Source organism: Capnocytophaga endodontalis, assembly GCF_002209445.1.
Lineage (GTDB): Bacteria > Bacteroidota > Bacteroidia > Flavobacteriales > Flavobacteriaceae > Capnocytophaga > Capnocytophaga periodontitidis.
In genome coordinates this window covers 1547093-1563042 of record NZ_CP022022.1, presented here as the reverse complement: position 1 = coordinate 1563042, position 15950 = coordinate 1547093, and the positions used below count along the sequence as shown (strand labels likewise).

8 protein-coding genes are annotated in these 15950 nt (G+C 41.3%); 6 read left to right on the top strand and 2 right to left on the bottom strand.

Annotation, left to right across the window (positions count from 1 at the left end; genetic code table 11):
• Positions 1-57: 57 nt before the first annotated feature.
• The 6 genes from CBG49_RS07020 (at position 58) to CBG49_RS06995 (ending at position 14754) form a co-directional block, all read left to right on the top strand.
• On the top strand, positions 58-2460 hold the full coding sequence (locus CBG49_RS07020; protein WP_088593938.1) for a TonB-dependent receptor: 2403 nt from the start codon (positions 58-60) through the stop codon (positions 2458-2460).
• 109 nt (positions 2461-2569) lie between these two features.
• Positions 2570-5038, top strand: coding sequence for a M1 family aminopeptidase (locus CBG49_RS07015; RefSeq protein ID WP_088593937.1), 2469 nt, complete (start codon positions 2570-2572; stop codon positions 5036-5038).
• A 494-nt stretch (positions 5039-5532) separates the two neighbouring features.
• On the top strand, positions 5533-8664 hold the full coding sequence (locus CBG49_RS07010) for a SusC/RagA family TonB-linked outer membrane protein (RefSeq protein ID WP_088593936.1): 3132 nt from the start codon (positions 5533-5535) through the stop codon (positions 8662-8664).
• A gap of 13 nt (positions 8665-8677) precedes the next feature.
• Complete coding sequence (locus CBG49_RS07005) at positions 8678-10144, top strand: RagB/SusD family nutrient uptake outer membrane protein (RefSeq protein WP_009412022.1); 1467 nt, start codon at positions 8678-8680, stop codon at positions 10142-10144.
• A gap of 132 nt (positions 10145-10276) precedes the next feature.
• Positions 10277-13033, top strand: a complete 2757-nt coding sequence (uvrA, locus tag CBG49_RS07000) for an excinuclease ABC subunit UvrA (protein ID WP_088593935.1) — start codon at positions 10277-10279, stop codon at positions 13031-13033.
• A gap of 92 nt (positions 13034-13125) precedes the next feature.
• A complete protein-coding gene (locus tag CBG49_RS06995; protein ID WP_088593934.1) occupies positions 13126-14754 on the top strand; it encodes an acyl-CoA carboxylase subunit beta in 1629 nt (542 codons plus the stop codon).
• Between the two features lie 94 nt (positions 14755-14848).
• On the opposite strand, the gene CBG49_RS06990 is transcribed toward CBG49_RS06995, so the two are convergent.
• Positions 14849-15415, bottom strand: a complete 567-nt coding sequence (locus CBG49_RS06990) for a hypothetical protein (protein ID WP_088593933.1) — start codon at positions 15413-15415, stop codon at positions 14849-14851.
• Positions 15412-15945 carry a hypothetical protein gene (locus tag CBG49_RS06985; RefSeq protein ID WP_088593932.1) on the bottom strand — a complete coding sequence of 178 codons (534 nt, stop codon included), beginning with the start codon at positions 15943-15945 and terminating at the stop codon, positions 15412-15414. The genes CBG49_RS06990 and CBG49_RS06985 overlap by 4 nt, the downstream gene beginning before the upstream one ends.
• Positions 15946-15950: the final 5 nt, after the last annotated feature.

The window sequence follows — 15950 nt, the reverse complement described above, 5'->3', positions numbered from 1 at the left end:
TGTAGAGTGTGTTTTTTTTTTACATTTGCACCATTATTCACCAACAACTATTGTACAATGAAAAGATTGAGTTTCTTATTGTGCCTGCTATGCACGCTCACAACCCTTTCTGCACAAACACAGTACACCGTAAAAGGTTTTGTGCATAACGCTTCACTCGAAGGCATTGCCAATGTGGCTATCAAAGTATTAGATGCCGACACAAACTTTATTGTAAGTGAACCTATTACCGAGGCTAACGGACTCTTTAGCTTTACTTCTTCCCCTCGCAAATTGCGTATTTATATTGAAGGTACTAACGACTATCTGTCGTATACAGGCGAACCTTTTCAGCTGAACAAGTCTATTGAAATGCTTGCTATCGAACTAAAAACATCAGTTGCTTTAGAAGAAGTAGTCATTACAGCTCCTCAAAAGAAAGCTGCTGTATATATGGAACAGGGCAAGATTGTGTTTTCACCTAAAAACAGCCTAACACACGCCTCTGGAACGGCTCTCGATGCGCTAAAAAGCACCCCAAATGTAGTAGTAGACAGCAAAAATCACCTGAGCATTGGCGGAAAAAGCAATGTGTTGGTGCTTATCAATGGGAAACCTACCTATATGCAACCCGATGATTTGGCGAGTTATCTGAAATCTATCCCAATGGCGCAAATCAAAAAAACGGAATTATTGCTCAACCCTCCTGCCGAGTATGAGGCTCAAGGGGGAGCAGGTGCGGTGAACATCGTATTAGATAAAAAAACGGTGGAAGGTACCTTCTTCTCATTGAACAATGGGCTGTCGTATTGGTGGAATCTGCGCCAAAATACGGAACTCCAACTGCAACACAGCGTAAAAAAAGGCATATTGCGCTTGGGTTACAATCATCAGTTAGGGCATTACGCAATGGATTACGGCAGCGAGCGCCTACAAAATGGCTTGCGTTATGAAAGTCCCACCGATGATACCGAAAAACGCAAAACTATTGCAGGACATATTGGCTATGACTATTTGCCTGATGAACAACATACTTTAGGCGTGCAACTCTCTGCCAACACGCTATTTGGCAAAGGAACGACCAGCACAACCACTCGCTTTTTCAATGCTGCTAATGTATTGGAAAAAACATTGTCGGGCTACAACGATTACTTTATGCAAAAAGCGAACCGCTACAGTGCCAATGCTTATTACACTTTTGCTCCTTCCGATAACGAACGTTACCAGTTGGATATTGATTACGCTTTTTTCGATGGTGGTTCAGGGAATTGGCAACCTAATACTTACCGTTCACCTGCGGGTAATGTGCTTTCTCACGAGTTATATCTTTCCGAAAACGACCGCAAAATACATATCTTCGCTACTTCTTTTCGTTCGGAATTACCGCTATGGGGAGGCAGCCTTACAGCAGGAGCTAAGTACTCACAAGTGTTTTCGGATAATAGCTTTCAGTTTTACAGACACTTGGCTCCCCATAACATTATAGATGTAAACCGCTCTAATGCATTCGACTTCAAAGAGCGTATTTTTGCCGTTTATGCTCAATATCACTACCCTCTTACCAACCGTTTGTCTGCTGAGGTAGGGGTACGCAACGAAACTACTTTTTCTAACGGACTTTTATTGCCTATTGAAGGTAGTGGAAATAGCCAACAAGAGCATAAAAAACACTATACTAACTTCTTCCCTACCCTGAGTTTGCAATACCAATACAACGATGACTTACAGCTGTTTGCAGGCTATAGCACACGCATCAACCGACCTGAATACCAAAATCTCAACCCGTTTGAATACCTTTTAGATGAATTGTCGTATTGGAAAGGAAATCCGTTTTTAGCTCCCGAAAAAATACAAAAAGCCACTCTTTCAGCTTCGTATAAAAAGACTTCTTTCACAATGACTTACAGTTACTCTACCGACTTTTTTAGCAGTATCAGTGAGCCTTTTCAAAGCAACAAAATCATTTCAATTCCTAAAAATATAGGCAGTCAGCACCATTTGCTCTTTTCACTCTATCAAGAACTGAATTGGGGCAACGGCTGCCAAACGACCCTTACCCCTAATCTCAGTTATATAGAGAACAAAGGCACTGTATTAGAAGGTAGCGAATTACACCTCAATCGTTGGCAGTATAGCCTAACAATACAAAATTACTTTCGTTTGCCTTGGCAACTCAAAGGCGAACTCACAGCGGTTTACAATTCGCGCAGATTAGCAGGCATCAACGAGATAGCTAAATCTTCAGGAGGTATAGACCTTGGGTTACAGCGTATTTTCTTAAACAATCGCCTTACAGCTACCCTTAGTTTTACCGATATTTTCCACACCCAACGCTGGGATAGCGAAAGCCATTTGCCTAACTTAGACCTTTATGCTTATGGCAATAGCGAAAGCCGGCAAGTCAAACTAAACCTCACTTATCAGTTTGGAAAAGCCAAAGAAGTCCATACAAACGAACTTGAAGAAGTAGAGCGATTATAATTTTTTAGTGTTTTATTTCGGTATAATGGTAAAAAGATATATCTTTGCGGTTGAAATCATCCCTTGAAAAATAAATTATCAGTATATTTCAAGCAAATAAGATAAACCGATGAAAAGAACACTTTTTACCATCATTGCCCTATTGCTCACGGGCTACACTTTTGCACAGACCGATACTTCAGGTAGAAGTCTTTACCGTGCAACTCCTGAGAAGAAAACTGCCTTGAAGCACACCAAGTTAAAGGTAAGTTTCAACTTCAACAACCAAACCCTCAGCGGAGAAGAATGGCTCACCGCTGCCCCTTATTTTTATGCTACCGATAGCCTTATACTCGATGCCAAGGCTATGCTCATTCACAAGGTAGCCTTAGACCAGAATGGCAAACAACGGGGGCTTTCTTATAGCTATAAAAACAATTTGCTAAAAATAAAACTCAACAAAACCTACCAGAAAGACGAAGCCTATACCATCTATATTCGCTACACTGCTCAGCCTGAGAAAGTAACTGAAAAAGGAGGAGAAGCAATTACCGATGCCAAAGGGCTCTACTTTATCAACCCTAAAGGAGAAGCCGATAAGCCTATGCGCCAAGTGTGGACACAAGGTGAAACCGAAGGTTCTTCCTGCTGGTTCCCCACTATCGACAAGCCTAACCAAAAAACAACCCAAGAAATTGAAATCACGGTGCCCGAGAGCTTTGTCACCCTTTCTAATGGTCTGCTAAAAAGCAGTGACAAGAAAGGCAATATGCGCACCGACTATTGGGTGATGGATAAACCTCACGCTCCTTACCTCTTCTTTATGGGAGCAGGAGAATTTGCCGTGGTTAAAGATACCCCTTGGCGTGGTACAGTGCCTATTGAATACTATGTAGAAAAAGAATATGAATCTGTTGCTAAACAGATATTTGGCAATACAAGCGAGATGATTACTTTCTTCTCCGAACGTTTTGGCTACGATTTCCCTTGGTCTAAATATGCCCAAATGGTAGTACGCGAATTTGTGAGTGGGGCAATGGAAAACACTACAGCTGTAAGCCACGCCGAAAGCGCTTATCAAACTGCAGGTGCTTTAGCCGACCAAAATTATTGGGAGCCTATCATCGCTCACGAGTTGGCGCACCACTGGTTTGGCGATTTGGTAACTACCGAAAGCTGGTCAAACCTCACTGTAAACGAGTCGTTTGCTAACTATAGCGAGTACTTGTGGTTGATGCACAAATATGGCAAAGATGTCGCTGAATACCACTTGAGCAACAACACCCTCCAATACCAGCACCGCCCCAACGATTTTGTAAAAGATTTAGTGCGTTTTGGTTACAACTCCCGCGAAGATATGTTTGATTTAGTTTCCTACAACAAAGGGGGAGCTATCTTGCATATGTTGCGCAATTATTTGGGCGATGCAGCTTTCTTTGCAGGACTTACCGATTATCTCAAAACCAATGAATACGGTACTGGCGAAGCTCACCAATTACGCCTTTCATTAGAAAAAGTGAGTGGTAAAGACCTCAACTGGTTCTTCAACCAATGGTATTTCGGCAATGGTAACCCTACTGTAAATATAGAAAAGAACTTCAAAAGAGGTAAACTCACCCTAAAAGTGATACAAACACAAAGTGAAGACCTCTTGTTCCAATTCCCATTGGATATAGATTTGTACATCAACAATCGCGTGATGAGACACACCGTTTGGGTAGATGCTCGCAAAGAAAACGTTTTCACCTTCCCAATGAGAAAAATGCCTACCCTCATAGATATCAACCCTGAAGGAGTGATATTGATGAATGAACAATACCATAAATCGTGGGCAGAGTACTTGTTCCAAATACAACGCGCTAAATCACTTAAAAGCAGATTACAAGCGGTAAGTGCTCCTACCGAATCTGAAGGTAAAGATATTCTAATTGCAGCTCTCAAAGATCCTTTCTTCCAAATACGCGTACAAGCCTTGCAAAAACTCGCTAACTACGATCTCAACGCCAAAGAAATGGCTATGGTAGAAAAAATTGCCTCTTCCGATCCTCAAAACTTAGCTAAATCGGCAGCAATGTGGGTATTAGCAACTTCTAAGGACAAAAATAAATATACTCCTATATTCGAGAAAAACCTTGAATCTCCTTCAGGGGCTATTAAAAATGCAGCTATCAATGGGATAGCTCGTACTGATCCCGCACGTGCTAAGAGTATTCTTGAAAAAGGAAACATCAAAGATTTCGATACCGATCAATTAGCGGGATTATCAGGCGTTATTGTCGATAACCAAATGGAGCAATATCTCCCCGCAATACTTCCTTATTTTGTATACTATCCTTTCTTTGAAAAAGACACTCCCGACACAGCTGCCAACTTTAAAAAAGGCTATGAATGGGCAATGCATTTAGATAATACTTCACACGTAGAATTATTAACTAAATCACTCAAAGAAATCGCTAAAGATATGGAAAATCCTGCAGCTAAAGAAATGCTAAAAAGCGTATTAGATGAAGGTATTACTATCAAACGCGGCTTAAACCAAACTGAATCTGTAAAAAAACAAATTAAAATGTTAGAAGAGATTAAAGGAATGTTCAAATAATGATTAATAATTGTTACATACTTTTGCCAAAGTTGACTCATTTAAAGATGCTATTATATCAAAATTAGATATAAAACTTCTTTTGTTAGTAGAAATAAATGAGGTAGAAATTTGGACGTAGAATCCTTTTATTTACCAATTCTAATTGAGTAATCCATATATTTTTGATTTTTAGTACAATATCATATAAAATATTTGGATTACTCATTTTTTATAAGTTTAAATTACTTCCCTATATTTTACTGTTTTTTTCAAAGGTCATTCTTCGTCATTCGGTTTTTGTCATTAATTTTGCGTTTTCTTCAGTAAAAAAACATCTAAAACTAACAATCTTTCAAAAAATATCCTTACAGCGGGTTCTATTTTGATATTCTCTTAAAAATCAAGAATGTTACAAAAAAATGTTAAAAGGTTAATCTTTGTTAATATTTAAACTTTCTCTTGTTCATTACGAAAGATATTGATACTTTTGAGCCGTTAAAACAAATAAAAGTATGAATAATACACGTAAAATCGCTTCGTTTATCTTCTGTTGTCTTTTCCCTTTTTGGCTTGTAGCACAGGAAATAACTATCAAAGGTACCGTAAAAGATCAGGACGGTCTCGAATTGCCTGGAGCAGCTATCGTTATCAAAGGTACTAACAAAGGTATAGCTACCGATGGAAATGGAGCCTTTGAAATTAAAGCTCATCAAGGGGATATTTTAGTATTCTCAACTATCGGCTATGCTCCTAAAGAGGTAAAAGTAGGTAAGGAACGCAACCTAAACATCGTTCTATCTGTTGATGTACTTCAGCTCGAAGGTACTGAGGTGGTAGCAGTAGCCTATGGTACTACCGATAAAAAATCGTTTACTGGCTCTATGGCTACTATCAAAGCTGAAACTATTCAAGCTAAACAATCTTCCGACGTAGCTAAAACCTTAGAAGGCGCTGTAGCAGGGGTACAAATCTCCACTTCATCGGGGCAACCTGGGAGTAATTCGGCTATTCGCATTAGGGGGATTGGCTCTATCAACGCCTCAAGTGCTCCACTTATCATCTTAGATGGTGTACCTTTTGAAGGAACGCTCAACGCTATCAACAACAGCGATATAGAGAGTGTAAACGTACTAAAAGACGCTTCTTCTTCAGCACTTTATGGGGCACGCGGTGCTAACGGGGTGGTACTCATCACTACCAAAAGTGGTTCTAAAGGACGCTTATCCATCACTTTAGACAGTAAGCTGGGCTTCAACTATCGCGGTATCCCTGAGTACGATATCATCAGCAGTCCAGGGGAATATTACGAAACCCTTTGGTCTGCTCTTTACAACCAAAACCGCTATGCCCAAAACCAAGCCGACGCCTTAGCGCGTACCAATGCGAGTCAGTCGCTTATTAACAATGTAGGTACAGGTTATAACATCTACAATGTTGCTGATGATCAAGTGGTACTCTCTAACGGCAAACTCAACCCTGCGGCTACTATCAAATATTCCGATGCAGCGACTTTCAATCAATGGGAGAAAGCGCTCTTCAACAGCCGTGTGCGCAAAGAACACAACCTGAGTATGACCAAAGGCACAGAATACAATAGTTTCTATTTTTCTTTTGGTTATTTAGGCGATGAAGGGTATAATATGAATACTTATTTCAATCGCTATGCAACTCGTTTTTCTTATAAGGGGGATATCACTTCTTGGCTTAAAACCAATGCTTCCTCTATGATTACTTATACTGAACAACAAGGAAGTACAGAAGATAATGGCTACGACAACCCTTTCTCTTGGACACGCACTATCGCTCCTATTTACCCTATCTATGAACACGATGCCAATGGCAATCGCTTGAATACTTACGACTATGGAATTACCCGAAAATTCAACAATAATACCAATCCCGTCGCAACACAACGCGAGAACTTAAACTACAATCGCGATTATTATTTCAACCAGTCTCTTTCGTTAGATGCAAAATTGCTCAAAAACTTCACTTTCTCGGTAAATGGTAATTTCTATGCCAACTTCTACGATGTGAACTATTTCACTACCCCTTTAGGCGGAGCTGGCAAAAACTATGGCGGATCAGCTACTAAGTACAAATCGGATAACACAGTATTGACTTTCAATCAGTTGTTGCGTTATAATAAAAATTGGGACAACTATGGCATTGAAGCTCTCTTAGGACACGAAAGCTATAAAAAACGCTTTGGTACAATAGAGGGGGGCAAGAAAAACTTTGTAGACCCTTACAATAGTGAGTTCAATAATGCGGCTGTGCTCAGCTCGCTCACCTCGTACACTCGCCGTTATTTTGTTGAAGGTTATTTTGGTCAGATAAACGCTAATTATCAGCAGAAGTATTACCTATCGGCAAGTTTGCGCCGTGATGGTTCATCGGTATTTGCACCCGAAAATCGCTGGGGTACTTTTTGGTCGGTAGGAGCATCGTGGTTGCTTAGTGAGGAAAAATTCTTAGAAAAAGCAAAATTCATCGATTTGATAAAACTGAAACTCAGCTATGGGGTGCAAGGGAATGACGAACTTTACTTACCTGGTAGCTACTCACGTTCGTATGTACCTTATATGACACTCTATAGTGTGAGCACCAATGGCAATACCCCTGGACTCGTAGCCAGCTATAAAGGTAATCGCAATATCACTTGGGAAGAGAGTGGCAACCTCAATGCAGGAATAGAATTAGCGCTATTTAACAACCGACTCACTTTAGAGGCTGATTATTTTATAAAGAAAACAAATAACTTGTTGTTTGATATGCCTCTACCTGCTTCTACTGGTTTTTCTTCAGAACCACGTAACGTTGCCGATATGGTAAACAAAGGATTTGAATTTTCATTAGGTGTAACCCCAATACGCACCGACAAAGTGGAGTGGACAATCTCTCTAAACGGATTGCACTACAAAAACGAAATAACCCGCCTGCCTGAGGAACTACGCGAAAAAGGACTCACTCGCGGCTACCAAATATTAAGAGAAGGCGGTAGTATCTACGATTTCTATATGGTAAAATGGGGAGGCGTAAATCCTGTTAATGGCGACGCGCAGTTCTACATCAAAAACACTACCACAGGCGAATACAAGCTAAAAGGTAGTGCCGATTATGACAGCACCAATAGCAAGCAATATGTAGGCACTTCTATCCCCGATTTGCAAGGAGGCTTTGGCACAACGCTCAGCGCCTATAACTTCGACCTTGCCATACAGTTCTCTTATCAATTCGGCGGTAAATTCTACGACTCTCAGTACGCTAACCTAATGCACTCTGGCGACTTGGGTAGAACCTGGCATACTGATATTCGCAATCGTTGGACTCCTGAGAATACTACCTCCGACATTCCTCGATTGGAGTTTGCAAACCAAAAGGTGCTTAGTCTTTCCGATCGTTTTATAGTATCATCAGACTATTTATCACTGCGCAATGTAAGTTTAGGCTACACTTTCAAACAAGGAATTGTAGAAAAATTAGGACTCACTAAGTTGCGCTACTATCTCACTGCCGATAACGTGTACTTGTGGAGCAAACGACAAGGGTTAGACCCTCGCACCAGCTTGGCAGGTGATAACTACGATGCAGTATACAGCCCTATTCGCACTGTTTCAATGGGATTAACACTCAATTTTTAAAATCGTAAAAGCTATGAAAAAACATATACTTTCCGTCACTCTTGTATCACTACTTATAACTGCTTGTTCTAAGAGTGATTTCGACCCCAAGGTAAACGAGTACCTCACCGACCAACGCAAAGAGGAACTCAAAGCCGATGTACAAACCAAAGCCAACCTCCTACAAGTAGAACTCAACGGTATTTACAACAATAATGTAGCACTACAGAGTGGCGATCACGATTCGTTTGGGCTGAAGTCTATCCATCTGTCATCAGACCTTACAGGGCTTGATATGGTGCAAGCTTCGTATCATTGGTTCGGCCATGACTATTATTTCAATATGCGCAACGCTACCTATACGCGTACCAGTTTTATGTGGTCTTTTCTCTACCGACAAATCAGTGCAATTAACAAAGTGTTAGCCGATTATTTTACTGAAACACCTACCGAGCAAGTGCTTTACCAAAAATACGCCGAACTCAAATCGTTACGCGCGATTTACTATTTCTATTTGGTAAATTTATATCAACAATCATACAAGGGTAACGAAACAAAATTAGGTGTTCCACTAATGCTCAAACCTACCGATAGCAAACTGCCGCGTGCCACAGTAGCTGAAGTATACCGTCAAATGGAAGAAGACCTATCAGTGGTAGATGATGCCCGATTTACCATCACCGAAAGCAAAGAAGATGTAGATAAAGCTGTCGCCGCTGCTTATTTCGCCAAAGTATACGCTCATAAAGAGGAGTGGGCAAAGGTAGCCCAATACGCCCAAATCGTGCTCAACGCAAGCGATTTCAATTATACTTCTATGGCTGAAGTGCAAGGAGCTAAATGGGATATCAGTAATACCTCTTGGCTTTGGGGGTATGATATCACCCAGCAGACTACAAGTTCCTTTGGGTCTTTCTATTCGCATATCGATAATACCATAACACAAGGCTATGCTGGGGGTTCAGGAGCTTATAAAAATATGTACAGCAACCTCTATGCTAAGATAGCCGATACCGATGTGCGTAAGAAAATATATATCAATAATACTCTTTTCCCCACCATTGCCGATAGGTATAACTTACCCGATTACGCCAATGTGAAATACGCTACCGACCAGCAATTTTTGAGCGATTATTGCTTCATACGTATAGAAGACCCTTTCTTTTTGTATGTAGAGGCTTTGGTAGAGCAAAACGATTTGACTACTGCTAAGACTACCTTAGAGGACTTTATGCGCAGTTACCGCGACCCTTCTTACACCCTCACTGCTACAACTCAAGCGGCTATGCGAGACGAAGTACGTACACAGCGCCGCATAGAGTTATGGGGTGAAGGTACTAGCTTCTTCGATTTCAAACGTTGGCATTTAGGGGTAAACCGAAATGAGGCTGGCAGCAACCATACCTTTATGATAACAGTACCCGCTGGCGATAAACGTTGGGTATACCAAATACCACAAGACGAAATAGAAGCAAACTCATTAATAGTACAAAACGAATAAAAAATAACACAAAAACCTAAATAGACACGAACTACCTAAAAAAGAATACTTTTTGGGTAGTTCTTTTTTATATCACGTAAGTATTGGCTAATTAGCAAATTAGTCGTACCTTTGCCCCCTTGATAGTTAAAAATGAAAACCGAAGAAATTCTTATAAAGGGTGCTAAACTGCACAATCTTAAAAATATTACCGTGGGGATTCCCCGCAACAAGTTGGTAGTGATTACAGGGCTTTCAGGTTCAGGTAAATCATCATTGGCTTTTGATACACTTTACGCCGAAGGACAGCGCCGCTATGTAGAGAGCCTGTCGTCGTACGCGCGTCAGTTTTTGGGTAAGTTAGACAAACCAAAAGTAGACAATATCGTAGGGATTGCCCCTGCGATTGCAATTCAGCAGAAAGTAAACACCTCGAACCCACGTTCTACTGTGGGCACTTCTACCGAGGTGTACGACTACTTGAAACTGCTTTTTGCTCGTATCGGGAAGACGTATTCACCTATTTCGGGACAAGAAGTAAAAAAACATACCGTTACCGATGTGGTAGATGCAGTGATGCGCTATCCAGAAGGCACAAAACTGTTGCTTTTAGCCCCTGTGAGTATCCCCAAAGACCGTACCGTAGAGCAAGTGCTCAAACTCTTATTACAACAGGGCTATGCGCGTATTCTATACAAAGAAGAAATCATCCGTCTTGAGGAAGACAATTTGCCTAAGAATCTCGACAATTTCCAATTGGTAGTAGATAGAGTGATTGTGCGTCACGACGAAGACTTTCAGCACCGCCTTGCCGATGCCGTAGACACGGCTTTCTTTGAAGGGAAGGGTGAATGCTACATTCAAGAAATGGACGGAGTGGTACAAACGCATTTCAGCAATCGGTTTGAGTTGGACGGTATTACTTTTTTAGAGCCTAACGTACATTTGTTCAGCTTCAACAACCCTTATGGGGCTTGCCCAAAATGCGATGGTTATGGTGATACTATCGGACTTGATGAAGACCTTATCGTACCTAACACAGGTCTTTCGGTCTACGAAAATGCTATCTATCCTTGGCGTGGCGAGACGATGAGTTGGTTTCGTGACCAATTGGTGAATAACGCCTATAAGTTCGATTTCCCGATACACAAGCCTTGGTTTGAACTCACTGATAAACAGAAACAATTGGTTTGGGATGGCAACAAGTATTTCACAGGACTCACCGATTTTTTCAAAGAGTTAGAAGACAAAAGTTACAAAATACAAAACCGAGTACTCTTGGCGCGCTATCGCGGAAAAACGCGTTGTCACGAATGCCACGGCAAGCGTTTGCGCAAAGAGGCTAACTACGTGAAAATAGCAGGCAAAAGCATTTCGGACTTGGTAGAATTGCCTATTGAAGAACTTCAAGTTTTTTTCAAAGGACTCCAACTCAACGATTATGAGCAAGAGGTAGCCAAACGATTGCTTTTAGAAATTAATAACCGCTTGCAATTCCTTGCCGATGTAGGCTTAGGTTACTTAACCCTCAACCGAAAATCAAACACGCTCTCAGGGGGGGAAAGCCAGCGCATTAACTTAGCGACCTCGTTGGGCAGTAGTTTGGTAGGCTCTATGTACATACTCGATGAGCCCAGTATTGGTTTGCACCCGCGCGATACCGAACGACTGATAAGCGTACTAAAATCCTTACGCGACTTAGGCAACACGGTGATTGTGGTGGAGCACGACGAGGATATTATGAAAGCTGCCGACTATATTATCGACATAGGACCTGAAGCCGGAACGCACGGCGGTGAAGTGGTAGCGGCAGGCACTTATGAGGAACTTCTAAAAGCCGATACCCTTACGGGGAAATACCTCAGTGGGCGCTTAACAATTGAAGTACCTAAAAAGCGACGCACTTCGCCTCACTACATCACTTTGGTAGGTTGTCGCGAGAACAACCTTAAAAATATAGATGTTACCTTCCCTTTGGATATGCTCACGGTAGTTACAGGGGTATCGGGTAGTGGAAAATCGACTTTGGTGAAAAAACTGCTCTATCCTGCCATTCAAAAAGAATTGGATTTAGGCGGAGAGAAAATCGGTCAGTTTACCAAAATAGAAGGCAAATACAAGCACTTGCAAAGTGTGGAGTTTGTAGACCAAAATCCTATTGGTAAATCGTCCCGTTCAAATCCTATTACCTATATCAAGGCTTACGACGATATCCGCGCCCTCTTTGCAAATCAGAAGTTGGCAAAGATGCGTAATTTCCAATCTAAACATTTCTCGTTCAACGTTGATGGGGGACGTTGTGAAGTGTGCAAAGGTGAAGGAGAAGTAACCATAGAAATGCAATTTATGGCTGATGTGCACCTCACTTGTGAGGCTTGTGGAGGCAAACGCTTCAAAAAAGAAGTGCTTGAAGTGATGTACGAAGGCAAAAACATTGATGACCTGCTAAACACTACTATCGATGATGCAGTAGCCTTCTTTCAAAAGCACAAACAAACCAAAATAGCCGAAAAACTCAAACCTTTACAAGATGTAGGTTTGGGGTATGTAACACTGGGGCAGTCCTCCTCTACCCTATCGGGTGGGGAAGCCCAACGGATAAAATTAGCGTCGTTTCTATCGAAATCGGACAGCAAAGAAAAAGTGTTGTTCATTTTTGATGAGCCTACCACCGGTTTGCACTTTCACGACATTCGCAAACTCTTAGACTCATTGCAAGCCCTTATAAAAAAAGGGCATTCGGTTATCATTATCGAACACAATACCGAGATGATCAAATCAGCCGACTATGTAATAGATTTAGGTTTAGAAGGCGGTGCCAAAGGAGGCAATCTCGTAGCGACAGGCACGCCCGAAGAAATCGTTAAAAACAAACAAAGCTACACAGGTAAATACTTAAAACTGAAGTAACAATGAAAGAATTAGAAGAAACTTCAGTTGCTCGAAATTTTCGAGTAACTGCCGACGATGGCAAAATGTAAAATGTACAATATTAATCAAATATGGACATTCAATTCAATACAAACGAAGATTACAATAAATTAGCCCTTAGCGAGTTGCGTAAACGCTTGAAAAAAGTAAAAGAAGGCGGGGGCAAAAAGAACCTCGAAAAATTACACAGCCAAGGCAAACTATCGGCTCGTGAACGCATAGAGTATCTCTTAGACAAAGATAAACCCCAGATAGAAATAGGCGCTTTTGCTGGTGAGGGAATGTACGAAGCACACGGCGGCTGTCCCTCGGCAGGTGTAGTGGTAGTGATAGGCTATGTTGCTGGCAAACAATGTGTAGTAGTAGCCAATGACGCTACCGTAAAGGCAGGTGCGTGGTTTCCTATTACAGCTAAAAAGAACCTACGCGCTCAAGAAATTGCAATGGAAAATCGCTTGCCTATCATCTATTTAGTAGATAGTGCGGGGGTGTACTTGCCTTTGCAGGACGAGATTTTCCCCGATAAGGAACACTTTGGTCGCATCTTTCGCAACAACGCCCTGATGAGCAGTATGGGCATCACCCAAATAGCAGTGGTAATGGGCAGTTGTGTAGCAGGCGGGGCTTATCTGCCTATAATGAGCGATGAGGCTCTAATAGTAGATAAAACGGGTAGTATCTTCTTGGCGGGCAGCTATTTAGTAAAAGCTGCTATAGGCGAAAATATCGACAATGAAACCTTAGGCGGCGCCACTACTCATTGTGAAATCAGTGGTGTGACCGACTATAAGGCAACCGATGATAAAGATGCCCTCGACCGTGTGCGCCGTACAATGGCTAAACTCGCCGATGCCGAAAAAGCAGGCTTTAACCGCATTGAAACGCATAAACCACTGAAAGACCCTAATGAAATTTACGGTATCTTGCCTAAATTGCGCTCAGAGCCTTATGATATGAAAGACATCATCCTTAGATTGGTGGACAATTCAGAATTTGACGAATATAAAGAAGGTTACGGACAAACCATCCTCACGGGATATGCGCGTATTGAGGGTTGGGCGGTAGGCATTGTTGCCAACCAGCGCAAAGTGGTGAAAACTAAGAAAGGGGAAATGCAGTTTGGAGGTGTAATCTACTCGGATAGTGCCGACAAGGCGACCCGCTTTATAGCCAATTGCAACCAAAAGAAAATTCCTTTGCTCTTCTTGCAAGATGTTACCGGTTTTATGGTAGGCTCTAAATCAGAACACGGAGGGATTATCAAAGATGGGGCTAAACTCGTGAATGCTGTTGCGAACTCAGTTGTGCCTAAATTTACAGTTGTGATAGGCAATTCGTACGGCGCAGGCAACTACGCTATGTGTGGTAAGGCTTACGACCCGCGTCTTATCGTATCGTGGCACAGTGGAAACATTTCGGTAATGGGGGGCGCACAAGCTGCTAAGGTGCTCTTGCAGATAGAAACCGCTAACCTAAAGAAAAAAGGTGAAGAACTTACCCCTGAAAAAGAAGCTGCCCTTTTTGCACATATCAAAGAGCAATACGACGAGCAAATATCACCTTACTATGCCGCTGCTCGCCTCTGGACGGATGCCATCATCGACCCATTAGAAACCCGCCAATGGATAGCAATGGGTATAGAAGCTGCTAACAATGCCCCCATTGAAAGAGCGTTTAACTTAGGAGTGATACAAGTTTAGGTAAGAGATAAGAGGTAAGAGGTAAAGCCAGCGAAGGCTCACAGCTGGGTATGTGAGTAAACCTGCAAAAACTGCTGGGTTATGAATAAGAGAATTACTTTATTAATTTTCCGTCATAATCAATGTGGTATTCCTCATAATTAAAATCTACTAAGTCAATACCTTGTGGGGCCATCTTAAAAGCGGGGATACGCTCTATAGGCGAGACAAAAATATCCTTCCCTCTGAACTGCCAGAGGATTTCGCCCTGCTTGTTAAGGCGTACTATCTCCACCTCGCCGTGGGTAATGTAATCCTCTTGATAGGGGACTATTTCAAAGCAAGTAGCCATATCTACCTGCGTATGCCAAAGGAGTTCTAATGTAGGCAAGAGGATACAAAATACCTCATTGCCGCAAACTATGAGCAGTCTATCATTATCCAAAAGAATACCTTTCTCATTGAGCACATTATAAGTATCAGCTACAAGCAATACTTTACCCATAGGTTCTTCATTTTCATAGATCCGAATGCCTATTAGTTGGTCATATTCGCCTACTTTTCGGTTGTAAGGTTGGCGTTCTTGGTAACGAGTAAGGGCTTTTTGATTATCATCGAGATTGGTTTCATCTATAATCTCTATCTGATAAGGATTTTTATAAAGCCAAAGGGTGTTTTTCATAATTTCGATTTTCTTTTATGTCCAATAAATAGTATAAGACTCAAACTTACTGCTATATTAATTATAAAATTTAGTAGAGGGGCGTGTTCTAAAAGAGTTTTATCTAATACAAATTCGGCTCCTTCTTGCTGCTTAAAAGGTTTAGTAACCACAAACTCATAGAGCGTAAATAACAGCAATCCTAAACTCATCACAAACAATACATTTTCATAGAGTTTATTTCTATACCTGAGCAAGAAAAGGATGTTAAATACTAAAATGAAAAACGCAAAAAATAGAGGTACAGGATACAATTCTATAAGATCTAACTCCCAATAGTAAATTATTGGTCGCACACACCGGAATAAAAAGATTCCTACAGCTATATTATAGACCATTATACCCAATGCTAATAAGATTTCAATTAGAGAGGAGATAGATTTATTCTCTCCTTTTTTTGCTGCAAAAGCGATTAAGTGAAAAACTAACAAAGGAATTATAAGTTTCCCTGCCAGTTCCAATTCTGAAGATATAGAAGGATATAAGTTCATAATAA

Bases quoted from the DNA above. Each gene is read 5' to 3' on its own strand.
- CBG49_RS07020 (WP_088593938.1), top strand. From the start codon at position 58: ATGAAAAGATTGAGTTTCTTATTGTGCCTGCTATGCACGCTCACAACC.
- CBG49_RS07005 (WP_009412022.1), top strand. From the start codon at position 8,678: ATGAAAAAACATATACTTTCCGTCACTCTTGTATCACTACTTATAACT.
- CBG49_RS06990 (WP_088593933.1), bottom strand. From the start codon at position 15,415: ATGAAAAACACCCTTTGGCTTTATAAAAATCCTTATCAGATAGAGATT.
- CBG49_RS07010 (WP_088593936.1), top strand. From the start codon at position 5,533: ATGAATAATACACGTAAAATCGCTTCGTTTATCTTCTGTTGTCTTTTC.
- CBG49_RS06995 (WP_088593934.1), top strand. From the start codon at position 13,126: ATGGACATTCAATTCAATACAAACGAAGATTACAATAAATTAGCCCTT.
- uvrA (WP_088593935.1), top strand. From the start codon at position 10,277: ATGAAAACCGAAGAAATTCTTATAAAGGGTGCTAAACTGCACAATCTT.
- CBG49_RS07015 (WP_088593937.1), top strand. From the start codon at position 2,570: ATGAAAAGAACACTTTTTACCATCATTGCCCTATTGCTCACGGGCTAC.
- CBG49_RS06985 (WP_088593932.1), bottom strand. From the start codon at position 15,945: ATGAACTTATATCCTTCTATATCTTCAGAATTGGAACTGGCAGGGAAA.